General features: G+C 71.8%; 15 protein-coding genes. 11 read left to right on the top strand and 4 right to left on the bottom strand.

What is annotated here, in order from left to right; all coding sequences use genetic code 11:
* The first annotated feature begins 12 nt into the window (after positions 1-12).
* The 5 genes from ABH927_RS17785 (at position 13) to hutI (ending at position 6,501) form a co-directional block, all read left to right on the top strand.
* Complete coding sequence (locus ABH927_RS17785) at positions 13-873, top strand: MurR/RpiR family transcriptional regulator (RefSeq protein WP_370022857.1); 861 nt, start codon at positions 13-15, stop codon at positions 871-873.
* A gap of 93 nt (positions 874-966) precedes the next feature.
* The gene (gene hutU / locus ABH927_RS17780) at positions 967-2,637 is read left to right on the top strand and encodes a urocanate hydratase (RefSeq protein WP_370022855.1); all 1,671 of its coding nucleotides are present in this window, start codon (positions 967-969) and stop codon (positions 2,635-2,637) included.
* Between the two features lie 80 nt (positions 2,638-2,717).
* Complete coding sequence (locus ABH927_RS17775) at positions 2,718-3,926, top strand: allantoate amidohydrolase (protein ID WP_370022955.1); 1,209 nt, start codon at positions 2,718-2,720, stop codon at positions 3,924-3,926.
* Entirely contained in the window at positions 3,923-5,338 is a 1,416-nt protein-coding gene (locus tag ABH927_RS17770) for a formimidoylglutamate deiminase (RefSeq protein ID WP_370022854.1), read from the top strand. Before ABH927_RS17775 ends, ABH927_RS17770 begins: the two co-directional genes overlap by 4 nt.
* Positions 5,335-6,501 (top strand): imidazolonepropionase, encoded by a 1,167-nt coding sequence (hutI, locus tag ABH927_RS17765; protein ID WP_370022853.1) that lies wholly within the window; start codon positions 5,335-5,337, stop codon positions 6,499-6,501. The genes ABH927_RS17770 and hutI overlap by 4 nt, the downstream gene beginning before the upstream one ends.
* Positions 6,502-6,669: 168 nt before the next feature.
* Here the strand turns inward: hutI and ABH927_RS17760 are convergent, their stop codons facing one another.
* From ABH927_RS17760 to speB, 4 genes are all read right to left on the bottom strand, one after another.
* Positions 6,670-6,924, bottom strand: a complete 255-nt coding sequence (locus ABH927_RS17760; protein WP_370022851.1) for a hypothetical protein — start codon at positions 6,922-6,924, stop codon at positions 6,670-6,672.
* A gap of 88 nt (positions 6,925-7,012) precedes the next feature.
* Complete coding sequence (locus ABH927_RS17755) at positions 7,013-7,834, bottom strand: SDR family NAD(P)-dependent oxidoreductase (protein ID WP_370022849.1); 822 nt, start codon at positions 7,832-7,834, stop codon at positions 7,013-7,015.
* Positions 7,831-9,186 (bottom strand): transaminase, encoded by a 1,356-nt coding sequence (locus ABH927_RS17750; protein WP_370022847.1) that lies wholly within the window; start codon positions 9,184-9,186, stop codon positions 7,831-7,833. Before ABH927_RS17750 ends, ABH927_RS17755 begins: the two co-directional genes overlap by 4 nt.
* On the bottom strand, positions 9,183-10,223 hold the full coding sequence (speB, locus tag ABH927_RS17745; protein ID WP_370022845.1) for an agmatinase: 1,041 nt from the start codon (positions 10,221-10,223) through the stop codon (positions 9,183-9,185). The genes ABH927_RS17750 and speB overlap by 4 nt, the downstream gene beginning before the upstream one ends.
* Positions 10,224-10,419: 196 nt before the next feature.
* Here speB and ABH927_RS17740 point away from each other — a divergent pair, with 196 nt between their 5' ends.
* Genes ABH927_RS17740 through ABH927_RS17715 form a run of 6 tightly spaced genes read left to right on the top strand, consistent with a single transcriptional unit; the run spans position 10,420 to position 17,568 of the window.
* Positions 10,420-12,411 carry a dipeptide ABC transporter ATP-binding protein gene (locus ABH927_RS17740; protein ID WP_370022844.1) on the top strand — a complete coding sequence of 664 codons (1,992 nt, stop codon included), beginning with the start codon at positions 10,420-10,422 and terminating at the stop codon, positions 12,409-12,411.
* Entirely contained in the window at positions 12,408-13,256 is an 849-nt protein-coding gene (locus ABH927_RS17735) for an ABC transporter permease (RefSeq protein ID WP_370022842.1), read from the top strand. Before ABH927_RS17740 ends, ABH927_RS17735 begins: the two co-directional genes overlap by 4 nt.
* A complete protein-coding gene (locus ABH927_RS17730; RefSeq protein ID WP_370022840.1) occupies positions 13,256-14,251 on the top strand; it encodes an ABC transporter permease in 996 nt (331 codons plus the stop codon). Before ABH927_RS17735 ends, ABH927_RS17730 begins: the two co-directional genes overlap by 1 nt.
* A gap of 22 nt (positions 14,252-14,273) precedes the next feature.
* A complete protein-coding gene (locus ABH927_RS17725; protein WP_370022838.1) occupies positions 14,274-15,830 on the top strand; it encodes an ABC transporter substrate-binding protein in 1,557 nt (518 codons plus the stop codon).
* Entirely contained in the window at positions 15,827-16,921 is a 1,095-nt protein-coding gene (locus tag ABH927_RS17720) for a histone deacetylase family protein (RefSeq protein ID WP_370022836.1), read from the top strand. Before ABH927_RS17725 ends, ABH927_RS17720 begins: the two co-directional genes overlap by 4 nt.
* A complete protein-coding gene (locus ABH927_RS17715) occupies positions 16,918-17,568 on the top strand; it encodes a TetR/AcrR family transcriptional regulator (protein WP_370022834.1) in 651 nt (216 codons plus the stop codon). The genes ABH927_RS17720 and ABH927_RS17715 overlap by 4 nt, the downstream gene beginning before the upstream one ends.
* Positions 17,569-17,579 lie beyond the last annotated feature (11 nt).

Here is a 17,579-nt window from a genome sequence, read left to right as displayed (position 1 = left end):
CCTTGGAGAGCCATGAACCCGGACGACGCCGCGCCGGAGGCGCGCCTGCTGCGCCTGTTCGAAGGGCACCGGCTGACCCCGGCGCAGCGGCGCATCGCGCACTGCCTGGTGCAGCACGCCGCGCAGGCGGCCTTCCTGTCCAGTGTGGAGATCGCCGAGCTGGCGGGGGTGAGCCAGCCGTCGGTGACCCGGTTCGCCATGACGCTCGGGTTCGACGGCTACCCGGCGCTGCGCAAGGAGATCCGGGGGCTCGGCGTGTCCGACTCCCCGGCCGCCGGCGAGAAGGGCGCGGACACGTCGCTGAGCGAGCCGCAGCGGGCGGTGCTGGCGGAGATCGCCAACCTGCAGCACCTCGCGGGGCTGCTGGCCGACATGGGGCCGGTCGTGCGGGCGGCCCGTCTGCTGGCGCCGTCGAGGCCGCTGCTGGTGCTCGGCCTGCGCGCGGCCGCCGCCCAGGCCGCCGGCTTCGCCTACTTCGCGGGCAAGGTCCACCCCGACGTCCGGCTGATCAACGAGGGCGGGTCCATGCTCGCGGACCGGATCGAGCAGGCGGTGGGAGCCGGAGCGAGCGCCCTGCTCTGCTTCGCGCTGCCGCGCTACCCCGCCGAGCTGATGGACGCCCTGTCCATCGCGCGCAAGGCCGGGCTCAGCGTGGTGACCATCGCCGACAGCGCCTTCGCGCCGGCCGCGACCCTGTCGGACGTCCTGCTGCCGGCGGCGGTGGGCACCCAGCTCGTCTTCGACACCGCCTGCGCGCCCATGATGCTCGGCCGGGTGCTGCTGGAGTCGATGGTCGACGAGATCCCGGGGGCCGAGGCCCGGCTGGAGGCGTTCGAGCACTCGGCCGCGGCCCGGGGTCTCTTCACCGATTAGCCGCGGCCTGCTATTGACTGAATCTATTCATTCTCCTTAGATGTGAATGAATGTCTTAGACTGGTCCGGCAGTGGCCGGCGGGGAGGTCCAACATGCAGAGCAGCGGTCCGCGTCCAGTCCGGGCGCCGCGCGGCACGACGCTGAACACGCGGGGCTGGCAGCAGGAGGCCGCCCTTCGCATGCTGATGAACAACCTCGACCCCGAGGTGGCCGAGCATCCCGACAAGCTGGTCGTCTACGGAGGCACCGGCAAGGCCGCGCGCGACTGGCGCTCCTTCGACGCGATCACCCGCACGCTGGCCACGCTCAAGGCCGACGAGACGCTGCTCGTGCAGTCCGGCCGCCCGGTGGGCGTGATGACGACGCACGAGTGGGCGCCCCGCGTGCTCCTGGCCAACTCCAACCTGGTGGGCGACTGGGCCACCTGGCCGGAGTTCCGCCGGCTGGAGCAACTCGGCCTCACGATGTACGGCCAGATGACCGCCGGGTCGTGGATCTACATCGGCACCCAGGGCATCCTCCAGGGCACCTACGAGACCTTCGCCGCCGTGGCGGCCAAGAAGTTCGGCGGGTCGCTGGCCGGGACGATCACCTTGACGGCCGGCCTGGGCGGCATGGGCGGCGCCCAGCCGCTCGCCGTCACCATGAACGACGGTGTGGCGATCTGCATCGACTGCGACCCCCGGTCGATCGACCGGCGCATCGAGCACCGCTACCTCGACGTGCGGGCCGCCGACCTCGACGAGGCCCTCCGCCTCGCCTACGAGGCCCGCGACCAGCGCAGGCCGCTCTCGATCGGCGTCGAGGCCAACGCGGCGGAAGCCGTGCCCGACCTGCTCGCGCGGGGTGCGGAGATCGACATCGTCACCGACCAGACGTCGGCGCACGATCCGCTGGCCTACCTGCCGATCGGGGTGGCGTTCGACGACATGGCCGCCGAGGCGGCCAAGGATCCCGAGGGCTTCACGACCAGGGCGCGCGAGTCGATGGCCAGGCACGTCGAGGCCATGGTGGGCTTCCAGGACGCCGGGGCCGAGGTCTTCGACTACGGCAACTCGATCCGTGGCGAGGCCCAGCTCGCCGGGTACGGCAGGGCGTTCGACTTCCCCGGCTTCGTGCCCGCCTACATCCGGCCGCTGTTCTGCGAGGGCAAGGGCCCGTTCCGCTGGGCCGCGCTGTCGGGCGACCCGAAGGACATCGCCGCCACCGACCGGGCGATCCTGGAGCTGTTCCCGGAGAACGAGTCGCTGGCCCGCTGGATCCGGATGGCCGGGGAGCGCGTCCACTTCCAGGGCCTGCCCGCGCGGATCTGCTGGCTCGGGTACGGCGAGCGCGACAAGGCCGGGGAGCGGTTCAACGACATGGTGGCCTCGGGCGAGCTCCAGGCTCCCATTGTCATCGGCCGCGACCACCTCGACGCCGGGTCCGTGGCCTCGCCGTACCGGGAGACCGAGGCGATGCTCGACGGCTCCGACGCGATCGCCGACTGGCCGCTGCTCAACGCGATGGTGAACGTCGCCTCCGGCGCGTCGTGGGTCTCGATCCACCACGGCGGCGGCGTCGGCATCGGCCGCTCCATCCACGCGGGCCAGGTCACCGTCGCGGACGGCACGGCTCTCGCGGGCGAGAAGATCCGCCGCGTGCTGACCAACGACCCGGGCATGGGCGTCATCCGGCACGTCGACGCGGGCTATGACCACGCGGCCGAGGTCGCCGAGGAGCGCGGCGTGCGGATCCCGATGCGCGAGGGCGAGGAGGCGTGATCGACCCCGGACAAGCGGCGGCCGGGCAGGTGGAGGCCGGGCAGGTGGAGGCCGGGCAGGTCGAGGACGGCTTCCGCGTGATGTGGCGCGAGCTCCTGCCGGTGGGCCGGCACGGCTCGACGGGCGGCTACCGCCGGCACGCGTGGACGTCCGCCGACGCCGAATGCCGCGCGTGGTTCGAGGAGCAGGCGCTGCGGCGTGGCCTGGCCTACGAGATCGACCGGAACGGCAACCAGTGGGCCTGGTGGGGCGACCCGACGGGGGGCGACGCCGTCGTCACCGGCTCCCACCTCGACTCGGTGCCCGACGGCGGGGCGTACGACGGGCCGCTCGGCGTCGTCTCGGCCTTCGCCGCCCTCGACGCGCTGAGGGAACGGGACGCGCTGAGGGAACGGGACGCGCTGAGGGAGCGCGGCGTGCGGGGAGGCCGCCCGCTCGCGATCGTCAACTTCGGCGACGAGGAGGGCGCGAGGTTCGGCGTGGCGTGCGTCGGGTCGCGGCTCATGACCGGTGTCCTCGACCCCGCCCACGCGCGGGACCTCCGGGACGACGACGGCGTGACGCTCGCCGCCGCCATGGAGCGGGCAGGTTACGACCCGGGCGCGATCGGCCGCGACGACGAGCGGCTCGCGAGGGTCGCCGCCTTCGTCGAGCTTCACGTCGAGCAGGGCAGGAACCTGGGCGAGGCCCCGGTCGGGGTGGCGTCGGCGATCTGGCCGCACGGCCGGTGGCGGTTCGACTTCGGGGGTGAGGCCAACCACGCGGGGACCACCCGCCTGGAGGACCGCCGCGATCCGATGCTGGCCTTCGCCGCCGCCGTTCTCCACGCCCGTGCGGGGGCGGAGCGCGCCGGGGCCCTCGCCACGTTCGGCAAAATCTCCGTCGAACCCAACGGCACGAACGCCATCCCCTCCCGGGTCACCGCGTGGCTCGACTCCCGCGCCCCCGAGTCCGGCACGCTCGACATGCTCGTGAAGGAGCTCACCCACGAGGCCGGGGCGACGGTGACCTGCGAGTCCTACACGCCGCTCGTCGAGTTCGACGGGAAGCTCAGGGATCGCCTGGCCGGGCTGCTCGGCGGTTTGTCAGGTGGGGCTCCCGTGCTGCCGACGGGCGCGGGGCACGACGCCGGCATCCTCGCCTCGGCCGTCCCGACCGCCATGCTGTTCGTGCGCAACCCGACCGGCGCGTCCCACTGCCCGGACGAGCACGCCGAGGAGGCCGACTGCCTCGCCGGGGTCGCCGCGCTGGCCCACGTCCTCGAAGACCTGCTGCGGGAGACCGCGTGAACGGCCGTTTCTGGGCCAGGCATGCCTGGACCGGCACGCTGGAACGCGATGTCCCCAACGATGTCCCCAACGATGTCCCCAACGATGTCCCCAGCGACGTCCTCAGCGACGTCCTCATCGAGGTCTCCGACGGGAGGATCAGTGAGATCCGGGCGTCGGCCGCTCCCGGCGACGCCGTCATCCTGGACGGCCTGGTCCTCCCGGGGCTCGCCAACGCCCACTCCCACGCCTTCCACCGGGCGCTGCGCGGGGCCACCCAGTCCGGCGGCGGCACGTTCTGGACCTGGCGGGAGATCATGTACCGCGTGGCGGCGGCCCTCACGCCCGAGAGCTATCTCCGGCTCGCGCGGGCCGTCTACGCCGAGATGGCTCTGGCGGGGATCACCTGCGTCGGCGAGTTCCACTACCTCCACCACGCTCCGGGTGGCGCGGCCTACGACGACCCGAACGCGATGGGCGAGGCGCTGATCGAGGCGGCCGCCCAGGCCGGGATCAGGATCACCCTCCTCGACGCGTGCTACCTGTCGTCGGGGTTCGGCCTCCCGCCCGACGAGACCCAGCTCAGGTTCAGTGACGGCTCCGCGGACGCGTGGGCGGAGCGGGTCTCCGCGCTGAAGGACCGGGACCACGCCCGAATCGGCGCGGCGGTGCACTCGGTCCGCGCCGTGCCCGCCGCCGGCCTCGGCGTCGTCGCCCGGTGGGCCGGGGAGCGGCAGGCTCCGATCCACGCGCACGTGTCGGAGCAGCCCGCCGAGAACGAGGGCTGCCTCGCGGCGTACGGCGTGACGCCCACCCGCCTTCTGGCCGACCATGGGGTGCTGGGCCCGCGCGCCACAGCCGTGCACGCGACCCACCTCACCACCGAGGACGTCGCGCTGCTCGGAGGCTCCGCCACGACCGTGTGCATGTGCCCCACCACCGAGCGGGACCTCGCCGACGGGATCGGGCCCGCTCGCGAGGTCCAGGAGGCCGGGTCGCCGCTCTCCCTCGGCAGCGACAGCCAGGCCGTCATCGACCTGTTCGAGGAGGCCCGCGCGATGGAGCTGGACGAACGGTTGCGCACCCGCCGCCGGGGCCACTGGACCGCAGCCGCCCTACTGCGGGCGGCCACCACCGACGGTCACGCGTCGCTCGGCTGGCCGGAGGCGGGCAGGCTGGAGGTCGGCGCGCTCGCGGACCTCGTCACCGTGTCGCTCGACTCCGTCCGCACCGCCGGTCCGTCGCAGGCCCTGTCACACGGCCTGTCGCACGGCCTGTCGCACGGCTTGGAGACCGCGGTCTTCGCCGCCACCGCCGCCGATGTCACCGACGTCGTCGCCGGAGGCCGCGTGATCGTACGGCACGGCGTCCACCAGCTCGTTCCGGACGTGCCCCGCGCGCTCCGGGAGGCCATCGCGGGGCTGGGGGCATGATGGCCTCGCTGTTGATCACGGGCATCGGGAGCCTGGTCACCAACGACCCGTCGCTCGGGGAAGGCCCGCTCGGCATCGTGAGGGACGCCGCCGTCGTCGTCTCGGGCGAGGAGGTCGCCTGGGCCGGACCGGCGTCGCGCGCCCCGGCCGCCGACGACGCGTACGACGCCGGTGGCCGGGCCGTGATCCCCGGCTTCGTCGACTCCCACGCCCATCTCGTCTTCGCGGGCGACCGGACGGCCGAGTTCAACGCGCGCATGTCCGGCCTGCCGTACACGGCGGGCGGGATCCGCACGACGGTGGCGGCCACCCGGGCGGCGAGCGACGAGGAGCTGTCGGCGGGCGTGGCCCGCCTGGTGGCCGAGGCGCTGCGGCAGGGCACCACGGTCATCGAGTGCAAGTCCGGCTACGGGCTCACGGTCGAGGACGAGGCCCGCGCGCTCCGCATCGCCGCCGCGCACACCGACGAGGTGACCTACCTCGGCGCGCACGTCGTCCCGGACGAGCACACCCCCGAGGCGTACGTGGAGCTGGTGACCGGGGCGATGCTCGACGCCTGCGCGCCGTACGCCCGCTGGGTGGACGTCTTCTGCGAGCGGGGAGCGTTCGACGGCGACCAGGCGCGGGCCGTGCTGGAGAGCGGCGTCAACCGCGGCCTGGCTCCCCGGATCCACGCCAACCAGCTCGGCCACGGGCCGGGCGTCCAGCTCGCGGTCGAGCTGGGCGCCGCCTCCGCCGACCACTGCACGCATCTCACGGACGCCGACGTGGACGCGCTGGCCTCCGGGACCACCGTGGCCACGCTGCTGCCGGGGGCCGAGTTCTCCACCAGGGCGCCCTACCCGGACGCCCGCCGCCTGCTGGACGCGGGGGTCACGGTGGCGCTGTCCACCGACTGCAACCCGGGGTCGAGCTTCACCACCAGCATGCCGTTCTGCGTCGCCGTGGCGGTGCGGGAGATGGGGATGACCCCCGACGAGGCGGTCTGGTCGGCCACGCTCGGCGGCGCGCGGGCGCTGCGCCGCACCGACGTGGGGCGGATCTCCGAGGGGGCGCGGGCCGACCTGGTCCTGCTGGACGCGCCCTCGCATGTCCATCTCGCCTACCGCCCCGGCGTCCCCCTGGTCGCCAGGGTCTGGCGGCGCGGCCGGCAGGTGTTCTGAGCCTGTTCTGGGCCTGTTCTGGGCCCTGTTCTTCCAGGGCGAGCACCGCCGGCTGGAGGTCAACGGGCACGTCAACCGCAGACTGACCCCGCGCTCGCGACCGCCCCGCCGTATCGGCTCCCGTGTTTCCGGGACCGGTACGGCGGTGGCGTCGTCTGGTGGTCTTGTCTAGTCGCGCAGCTCCGGCGGCTCGTTCTCGAACCCGATGTCGGTCTCGACGTCGTAGGTGGTCGCGGTGTGCCGCACGGTCGGGTGGCCGATGTCGGCGCCGAGGTCGAAGCCGGCCTGATTGGCCGCGCTGACCAGCTCGTCCTCCTCGCGCCGCTGGACGGCGCGCTCGTGATGCTCGCTGATCCGCTCGGCGATGCCTCTGAGGTGTCCGTGCTGGTGCTGGTGGTCGTGATCCGATTCGGCCTCGCTCATGGCCGATATCCTGGGTGTACGGCCCGCGTTGGGACAACCAATGCCGCGTGAAGAGCGTGCGTCCGGATCGTTTACTGCCCGCACGTCCCTACCGCTGACCTGCGGTGGGAAGCAGGACGCCCCCCTCCTCCTGGATGGAGTTCCCGCCGTCGACGACGAGGACCTGGCCGGTCACGTAGCTCGAACTCGGCGACGCGAGGAAGGCGACGAGGCCGGCAACCTCGTCGGCGGTCCCCGGCCGGCCCACTGGTGTGGCCGCCCCCATAGCCCGCTCTCGTTCCGTTGAGGAACCCGTCGCGATCCAGCCAGGAGCCACCGAGTTGACGGTCACCCCCCGGTGCGCGACCTCGATCGCCACGGCCCGGGTGAGGCCGACGATCCCGGCCTTGGCGGCGTGGTAGGCGCTGTCGCCCCGGTAGGCGAGGACCGCGCCGGACACCGACGCCATGTTGACGATGCGGCCGTAGCCGGCGGCGAGCATGGGGTCCAGAGCCGCCCGGGTCATGAAGAACACGGTGTCGAGGTTGCGGGCGATCGACCGTCTCCACTGGTCGTCGGAGAGCCGGCCGATGTCGGCGGGGTCGTCGGGGTCGTCGGGGTCGCTGACGGAGGTCATGCCGGCGTTGTTGACCAGCACGTCCAACCGGCCGAACCGCTCCATGGCGACGCGGACGAGTTCCTCCGCCGCGGCCGGATCGGTGAGGTCCGCCGCGACGCCCACCGCGTCGGCGCCCTCCTCCCGCAGCCGCGCCACGCGCTCCTGGATGCGGTCGGTCGTGGAGGAGAGCACCACCCGCATCCCGTCGGAGGCGAGCCGCCGCGCGCACGCGAATCCGATGCCGTCGGCGCTGCCGGCGCCGGTCACGATGGCGACCCCGTGAGAGATGGCGACCCCGTGAGAGTTCGTCATCGGCCCACCAGCTCCTTGACCGCGTCGCGGAACAGCCTGCCGTGGAGCGCCACGTCCTCGATCGTCGTGTCCGGGCACATGAGCGCCATGTTGTGGAACGGCGTGAGCAGGATCCCCCGGTTGGCCAGGTAGAGGTGCAGGTAGTCGTCGAGCTCAAGGTCGAGGGCCGCCCGCGACTCCGTTCCGTTCACCGGAGCGGGGGAGGCGAACCGGTACTCGGCCCGCGCCCCGAACTGCTGGATGCTCCAGGGCAGGCCGAACTCGGAGATGACCGCGTTCACGTCGGCGGTGAACCGTTCGGAAAGCGCGGTCATACCCGCGAACGCGGTGTCGGTGAGCACGTGCTCCAGGGTGGCGCGCATCGCCGCGACCGACAGGGCGTTGCCCGCGAGCGTGCCGCCGACGCCGCCCATGTCGACCAGGTCCAGATCGGTGCGGGAGAGCACCTGTTCGGCGAATTCGGCCGACATGCCGTAGGCGCCCGCGGGGATGCCGCCGCCGATCGCCTTGCCGATGGTGAGCATGTCCGGTTCCAGGCCCCAGAGGGCGGTGCATCCTCCGGGCCCGGCGGAGAACGTGTGGGTCTCGTCGTTGATCAGCAGAGTTCCGTACGCGCGGGTCAGCTCGCGCACCCGCTCCAGGTATCCCGGCTGGGGCAGGACGATGCCGATGTTCGTCAGCGCCGGTTCCATGAGCACGGCGGCCACGTCGCCATGGGCGAGCTGGCGCTCCAGCCCCTCCAGGTCGTTGTACTCCGCGACCCGGCTGGTCATCGTGACGTCGACGGGCGCGCCGACGTTGCCCTCGCGGCTGACGCCTTCCCCGTCGGGTCCGGTCACGATGAGCGCCTCGTCCACGCTGCCGTGGTAGCAGTAGCTGTTGAAAAGGATCTTCGGCCGCCCGGTGATCGCGCGGACGATCCTGATGGCCCAGCGGTTGGCGTCGGTGGCGGTCAGCGAGTAACTCCACTTGGCCAGGCCGAACCGCCTGCTCAGCTCGGCCCCGACCCATTCGGCGTCCTCGGTCGGCATCATCGCGCTCGCGCCGCCCAGATCGCGGAACCGGCGCGACACCGCCTCGACGGTCGCCCTGGGCGAGTGGCCCGCCATGGCCGCGGTGTCGCCGAGCGCGAGGTCGACGTAGTCGTGCCCGTCGATGTCGGTGACCCGCGCGCCGTGCGCGGTCGCGAGGTACAGGGGGAAGGCGCCGGCCCGTTTGTTCATCCAGGTCATCGGCACCCGGCCGAACAGGTGCTCGGCTTGCTCGAAGGCCCGCCGCGAGGCCGGGTTCCGCGCGGTGAACTCCGCCTGCTCGCGCTCCATGAGCGCCCTGAGATTGCTACGGTCGATCATGTCGTTGTCTCTCCTTCGGGTCCCCCGCCTGTGGCACGCCGCTTGTGGGCGAGGCCGGCGAGGACTTCCCAGACCAGGCGGTGGGCGTTGTTGACGGTCAGATCCGAGACGTCGTACGGCGGGCTCACCTCGACGACGTCCATCGCGATCACGTTGGTCTCCATCGCGATGCGCCTGACCATCCGCAGCAGGTCCACGGGAGCCAGGCCGCCGGGTTCAGGGGTTCCCGTGCCCGGCGCGAATCCGGGGTCGAGCACGTCGATGTCCACCGAGAGGTAGACGGCGTCCGGCCCGTCGAGCGCCTCGGCGATGACGTCGTCGAGCACGGCGTTCGCGCCGCGTTCCCAGATCTCGTGCATGAAGTGGGTGCGCATTCCCTGCTCACGCATCCACTGGACCGTCTCCGCGGGGGGCCAGTATCCGCGCAGGCCGACCTGGACGAAGTTCGATCCGCGCACGGCGCCTGACTCGATCAGTCGTCGCATGGGTGTGCCGTGGCTCGCCAGGTTGCCGTCGATCTCGTCGGCGGTGTCGGCGTGCGCGTCGAAGTGGATGACGCCGAACGAGCCGTGCCCGCGGGCGTCAGCGACCGCCGTGGCGGAGGGCCACGTGATCGAGTGATCGCCGCCGAGCACGACCGGCATGATGCCTCGGGAGGCGATCTCCCCGACCCGCTCCCTGATGGCCGCCGCCGACGGCTCCCAGAGCCCGTGCCTGATCAGGGCGTCGCCGTAGTCCACGACCCGCAGGTAGTCGAAGATCTCGATGCCCAGGTCCAGGTGGTAGCTCCCGTTGACGTGGGTCAGCGCGCGGAGCGCACGAGGCCCGAAGCGGGCTCCCGGCCGGTAGGTCGTGCTCGCGTCCCACGGAGCCCCGACGACCGCGACGTCCGGCGACCACTGGTCCAGCTGCTCGGGCTCGGTAAGGAACAACTGCTTGCCGAAGGTCGCCGGCCCAATGTAGGACTCCGCCTCCAGTTGCGCCAGGAGACCGGAGGGTAGGCCCCCGGGATTACCGGATTGTTTCCGTTCGGTCATCAATCGCGCTCCAGACAAGTTGAACGTTCGTCCCACTCGGAGCTCATCTATACCGTCCTCCAGGGCACTCCTGTCAACCTCTTGCAGTCTGACCTAGAGGTATGTCACCGTCATTGCCTCGCACCTCATTCGGACGCATCCGAAGAGTTGAACGTTCGACCTAATACGCTGGAGTTGCACCTAGGAGGCGTCCGCATTGCCCCCAGAGGACCGCCGTGACCCCGCACGGTCGCCGTCGACCGGCCCCGATTCCGCGATCCTGACCGTTCAGGACCTCCACGTGACCTTCCGCTGCCCGAGACGGCCTGACGCGTACGCGCTGCGAGGGGTCGACCTCACGATCGGGCGCGGCGAGATCGTCGGGCTCGTCGGCGAGTCGGGATCCGGCAAGAGCGTGCTCGCCTCCTGCGTGCTGGGTCTGCTGCCCGAGCATCCGGCGCCGGCCGTCACCGGCAGAGTTCTCGTCAAGGGCGCCGACATGCTCACCAGCCCTGAGACGCGCCGCCGGGCCGTGCGCAGGCTGGATCTCGGATCCGTCTTCCAGGACCCGATGAGCTCCCTCGATCCGACCATGCGTGTCGGCAGGCAGGTCGTCGAGGCCGCCGGGTCGGTCGAGGAAGCGGTGCGGCTGCTCACCGCGGCCGGCATCCCGGACGCGGAAAGCCGGATGCGCGTCTATCCGCACGAGCTGTCCGGCGGGCTCAGGCAGCGCGTCATGATCGCGATGGCGGTGGCCGGCAATCCGGCGCTGATCGTCGCCGACGAGCCGACCACGGCGCTCGACGTGACCGTGCAGGCCCAGATCCTGCGGCTCCTGCGGCGGCTGCGCGACGACTTCGGCTGCTCCGTCCTGCTGATCACCCATGACCTCGGTGTCGCGTCGCAGGTGTGCGACCGCCTGGTCGTCCTGTACGGAGGCCGGCTCGCGGAGACCGGCCCGACCGCGCTGATGCTGTCCGAGCCCCGCCACCCCTACACCGCGAGCCTGCTGAGAAGCCGGATCAGCCTCACCTCCGACGTGGCCCGGCCGCTGCCCACCATGCCGGGGGAGCCGCCCCGGCCGACCCGGCCGCTGCCCGGGTGTGCCTTCGCCCCCCGCTGCGATCTGCGGACGGACGACTGTGAGAAGGCGCCGCCCGAGCCGCGGCCGGTTCCCGGCGAGCCCGGACGCCTCAGCGCGTGCCTGCGCCTCGACGAACTGGCCGATCGTCCCGCCGCACCCGGCTCGGCGTCGTGGCCGCCCAACGCGGTGTCGGGACGAGGTCCGCTGCTGACTCTTAGAAACGTTCACCAGCGTTTCCGGGTCCGCGGGCAGGGCCGCCACGTACGCCTCTCGGCCCTCAGCGGAGTGGATCTCACGGTGGAGGCGGGAGAGAGCGTCGCGATCGTCGGGGAGAGCGGCTCCGGCAAGTCGACACTGCTTCGCGCGGTCGCCGGGCTCACCCCGGTCAGCTCCGGAGCGATCGACCTCGACGGCGACGCGCGGCCGCAGATCGTGTTCCAGGACGCGGGCGCGTCGCTGACACCGTGGCTGTCCGTCGCGACGCTGCTCGGCGAGCGCCTCTCCCGGCTGCGTCTGTCGAAGGCGGAGACACGACGGCGCATCGCTCGCACGCTGACACTGGTCGGGCTGGGTGACGACGTGCTGCACGCCAAGCCGGGCGCCCTGTCCGGCGGCCAGCGGCAGCGGGTGGCGATGGCACGAGCCATCATCGATCCCCCCGAGCTCCTGCTGTGCGACGAGCCCACCAGCGCGCTGGACGCGTCCCGCGCGGCGGGGGTGCTCAACCAGATCGGCGAGTTGCGCCGCGAGCTGGGCATGACCGTCCTCTTCGTCACCCATGATCTGGGCGCGGCCCGTGTCGTCGCCGACCGGATCGCGGTCATGTACCTCGGTCGCGTCGTCGAGATCGGGCCGGCGGACGTCGTCGTGGGATCACCCGCGCACCCCTACACCCAGGCCCTGGTCTCGGCGATTCCCGAACCGGGGCGGGCCATCGCGGCCCCGGCGGGGGAGGCGCCGGACCCGCTGCGGCCGCCCAGCGGCTGCCGGTTCCGCACCCGCTGCCCGGCCGTCCGCGCCGAGTGCGCGTCGCGCGCGCCCGCGCCGGTCCGGCTCGACGCGGGCCATCTGGTCGACTGCCTCCTGTACGAGGAGCGCGCCACCGCCGGGTCGGCCGCGTCATGAGCGCCATCCTCACCCCCAGACGCGCATCCAGCCGGCTCGCGGGCAGGCTGTCCAGGCTGTCCAGGCTGAACGGCGGGCTCGTCGCCGTGGCGGTCATCACGCTGCTGGCCGTGCTCGGCCCCCTCGTCGCGCCGCACACCGCCACCGAGGCGGCGGGGGTTCCGTTCACCCCGCCGGGCGCTTCGGCGCTGTTCGGCACCGACGACGTGGGCCACGACGTGTTCTCCCGCGTGCTGTACGGCCTGCGCCTGAGCTGGCTGTCGGCTCTCGCCGTGGTCGTCGTCGGCATGCTGATCGGCCTGGTCGCCGGCGTCCTCGCGGGCCTCGGGCCGCGCTGGCTCGACGAGCTGCTGATGCGGATCACCGACGGGTTCCTGGCCATGCCCGGCGCCCTCGTCGCGATCGCCGTGGTCGCCGCGATCGGGCCGTCGCTCGAACACACGCTCATCGGAGTCAGCGTCGTGTGGTGGCCCTACTACGCGAGGATCGTCCGCGGCGAGGTGCGCGCCATCCGTTCGCGGCCGCACGTCGAGGCCGCGCGGCTCAGCGGGATCGGGCGGCTCAGGGTCGCCACGCACCATGTCCTGCCGGGCACCTGGTCCTCGCTCGTGGTTGCGGCGAGCCTCGACCTCGGATATGTGGTGCTCACACTCGCGGGCCTGTCCTTCCTCGGACTCGGAGCGCCGCCGCCCGCGCCGGAGCTGGGGGCCATGGCGACCCAGGGCCTGTCCTCGATCCTCACGGCATGGTGGATTCCCGTCTTTCCGGGAATCGGCGTGGCCGTCCTCACCCTCGCGGCCAACCTGTCCGGTGACCGGCTGCAAGCCCAGTCAGGGAGGATCTGATGCTCGCACTGGCCGGTCGCAGGCTCGCCGGGGCGGTCGCCATCTGCCTCGGCTTGACGGTCGTTCTCTTCGTCCTCCAGCATCTGTCGGCGACCGATCCCGTGCGCGTGCTGGTCGGCCCGTCGGCCTCCACGGCGCAGGTCGAGGCCGTGCGCCACCAGTTGGGCTATGACCTCCCGCTGTACGCGCAGTGGTGGGGCTACGTGACGGGCGCCGCCACGGGGGACCTCCAGACGTCGCTGCGCACCCACAGGCCCGTGGCGACCGACATCGCGCAGTTCCTTCCCGCGAGCCTCGAACTGGCCCTGTTCTCCTGCCTGATCGCCGCCGTCCTGGCCCTCGTGCTCGGGATCGGTACGGCCGGCCGCTGGCGTGGCGCGGCCCCGCTGAACACCGTGCTCCTGGCGATCGCCTCCGCGCCCGCCTTCCTGCTGACGCTGCTCGGCATCATGGTGTTCTACCGGAACCTGGGCTGGCTGCCCCCCACCGGGCGCACGTCGATCGCCGATCTTCCCGGCGGTCCGACGGGACTGCTGACCGTCGACGGGCTGCTCACCGGCCGCCCCGACGTCACGCTCGACGCCCTCCGCCACCTGGTCATGCCCGCGGTCTGCGTGGCACTGCTGCCCGCGATCGCGGTCGGTCGTACGCTGCGCTCCAGCCTCACGGCGGCACTGGAGTCCGACCACATCCGCACCGCGAAGGCCAAGGGTCTCTCGCGACGGGCGATCCTGCTGCACCACGGGCTGCGCAACTCGGCGACCACCCCGCTGTCGATGGCGGGGCTCCAACTCGGCAGCGTCTTCGCGAGCCTCGTGGTCGTCGAGACCGTCTTCGCCTGGCCGGGGCTCGGGCTGTACATCTCCCAGAGCATCCCCACCTCCGACTTCCCCGCCATCGCGGGCACCACACTGCTGCTCGCCGTCGCGTACGTCGCGGTGAACACCGCCGTCGACATCACCCAAGCCGTCCTCGACCCACGACTCGCCCGCTAATCCCCCATCAAAGGTCACGACCATGCGCACGGTCACCTCGGTACTCGTCCTGACGCTCACTCTCGGCGCAGGCCTGACGGCCTGCTCCGGGAACAGCCCGTCGGCCCCATCGACCTCCACCTCCACCACGCTGCGCCTGGCGCTGAGCGCCGACCCGGCGCCACTCGATCCGGACACCTACTACGAGGCCGAGGGCCTGCAGATCACCACCGCGGCCTACCAGGGCCTGCTGACGTACAAGCCGGACTCGGCGGAGATCACCGGCCTGCTCGCCAAGAGCTGGAAGGTGTCCTCCGACGGGAAGACCTACACCTTCGCCCTGCGGACGGACGTCAAGTTCAGCGACGGCACGGCCTTCGACGCCGCCGCGATGAAGGCGAGCTTCGAGCGGCGCGTCGCGCTCGCCGGTGGTCCCGCCTACACGCTGGCCGAGGTCGAGTCCACGGACGCCCCGGATCCCGCGACCTTCGTCGTCCGTCTCAAGAGGCCGGTGGCGCCGTTCCTGGACTACCTCGCCTCGCCGTACGGACCGGTCGCGGTCAGCCCGGCGGCGGCGAAGGCCCACGCCACGGGCGACGACCACGGGGCGGGATGGCTGGGCGCGCACACGGCGGGCACGGGCCCGTACCAGCTTTCCAGTGTCGTCAAGACCACCCGCTACGTGCTCACCGCCAACCCTCACTACTGGGGCGTCAAGCCGCGTTTCGCCGAGGTCGACTTCGCCGTCGTCCCGGACTTCTCCACACAGTCCATCGAGCTCCAGGGCGGCCAGCTCGACATGGTGCTGCACGGTCTGAACACCCGGGACTACGCGGCGATCAAACAGAACCCCGGCTTCCAGGTGCGGTATCTCCCTACCCTGTTCAAGACGCAGCTCTGGGTGAACCCGGACTCGGCCGTGTTCGGCCCGCTCGCCGCCCGGCAGGCGCTCCGGGACTCGCTCGACACGGTGGCGCTGACGAAGCAGATCTACGGGGACAGGGCGACCGCCTCCACCGAGGTCTACCCGGAAGGCATGCTGCCGAAGGGCGCGGCTCCCGACATGTGGCAGGCCAACCCTCAGGCACTCACCACCTTGTCCGGAAATAAGGGCAAGAGCGTCACGATCGGCTACTACGGCGACAACTCGCTACAGCAACTCGCGAACATGCTCCAGATCCAGCTCCAGCAGGCCGGACTGACCGCGACCGTCCGCCCGTACGGCCCGGCCCAGGTGTTCGCCCTTCCGGCCGAGCCCAAGCAGCGTCCCGACATCCTCGTCGCGGCGATGAACCCCGACGCGGCACACGTCGACACGTGGATGTCGATCTATCAGGCGACGAAGGCTCCGGTGAACTTCCTCGGATGCTCGGTCCCGGCCGCCGACAAGCTCGCCGACGCCGCTCGGGTGACGGTCGACCGCGCCGAGTCCCAGGAGCTCTACACGAAGGCGGCGCGGGAGTACCAGAACTCCCTGTGCTGGATCAACATCGCGGACGTGCGTGACACCATCGCGGCCAAGGCCGGCCTGACCGGCTGGCGGCACCAGATGCCGTGGGTGTTCACCGTCGACCTCGCAGCCCTGGAGCCCACCTCATGACGACCCCTGATACGCAGGCCGTCACGGCCGCCCCGACCCCGGTTGTGGCCTGCCCCTCACACGCCGGCCATGCCCCGTCCGTCGAGGTCCAGTGCGGCCGCGCGATCCCGGCGTTCGACACCACCGCCCGCGTCGAGGCCATACTCGCCGCGCTCGCGGGACGGCCCGAGATCACGCTGACAGCGCCGGGTTCATACGGCCTGGAGCCCATCCGGCGCGTGCACGGGTTCGGCCTCATCGAGTTCCTCCGTACGGCATGGGCGTCGGCGGAGCCGCCCGGCGACGGCATCGATCTGATCTTCGCGGACACCTTCCTCCACGATCGGCTACGCCAGGGGATGGGGCCGCTGACCCACGCCGGCGGTGGCGCACTCGGCCGCTACTGCTTCGACACGATCACCGGCGTCGGGCCGTCCACGTGGACGGCCGCCGCCGCCTCGGCCGACACCGCGCTGACCGCGGCGGAGCTGGCCCGGCGGGGCGCTCCGCTGGCGGTGGGACTGTGCCGCCCGCCCGGCCACCATGTCGGTCCCGATTTGTTCGGCGGAGGGTGCTACCTCAACAACGCCGGAATCGCCGCACAGTCGCTCCGCGATGGTGGAGTGTCCCGCGTGGCCGTCCTCGATCTCGACTTCCACCACGGCAACGGCACCCAGGCGCTGTTCTACGACCGCGCCGATGTGCTGTACGCCAGCCTGCACGGCGACCCGGCGCGTCACTATCCCTATTTCACCGGCTGGCCTGACGAGACCGGCGCCGGTGAAGGCTCGGGGTACACGGTCAACCTTCCGCTGCCACCCCGCGTGGGAGTGGACGACTATCTCGATCTGCTGGAAACGGCCACCGATCGCGTGCTCGACGGCGGCTTCGAGGCGGTCGTGGTGTCCCTCGGGTTCGACACCTACGACGGGGACGTCTCAGGAGACGCGGCGCTCACGACGGCGGACTATCGCCGGATCGGACGGCATGTCGCGGGCCTCGGACTGCCTACTGTGGCGCTGCTGGAGGGAGGATACTCAGTGACCGCCCTGGGCGATAACCTGTGGTCCTGGATCAAGGGTTTCCGGGCGGAACAGGGAGAGCGGCCATGACGTCCCCCGTCAACGACCTGCCCGATGAGCTCGGCACGATGCCGCCCAGCGAGCGGGGGATCACCCGCAAGACCGAGATCCTCGACGCCGCCCTCCGCATCATCGGCCGTGACGGGCTGGGTGGCCTGTCGATGCGGGCGCTCGCCGCCGAGGCGCAGATGCCGCTGGGCGCGATGGGTTACTACTTCCGGGGCAAGCAGGAGCTGATCGCCGAGGCGTTCCACCGGCACACCCAGCGTGAGACGGATCGGGTCGTCAAGACGATCACTGACCTCCGCGAGGGGCTGCCGTCGGAGCATCTCGCCGACAGGCTGGCCGACTTCGTCATCGAGGGGTTGGGAGACGCCCGCGAGCAACTGCTGGCGGAGTACTCCTTCCTCGTCGAATCCAGCCGGAGGCCGGAGCTGGCACGGACCTCGAGCGCCTGGCAGAACTCGCTCCGCACCCAGCTCAGACGGGTCCTCGCCAGCCTGGGCTCGCAGAGCCCCAACACCGACGCGCGCCTGGTCCTCGCGGTGCTCGCCGGTCTGGAGGTGGACAATCTGGCCGAAGTGCTGCAACCGTCCCAGGCCCGCATGGTCCGTGCCGTGCTCCGGCGGCTGTTCCTCGCGCTCGACTGCGTCCGGACCGTGTCGAGCGAGAACTGAGGAGCGTGACG

The sequence above is a fragment of the Planotetraspora sp. GP83 genome (assembly GCF_041262585.1).
Taxonomy (GTDB): domain Bacteria; phylum Actinomycetota; class Actinomycetes; order Streptosporangiales; family Streptosporangiaceae; genus JAOEGB01.
Note: the sequence above shows the minus strand (reverse complement) of the source record. Positions and strands in the feature narration are given on the sequence as shown.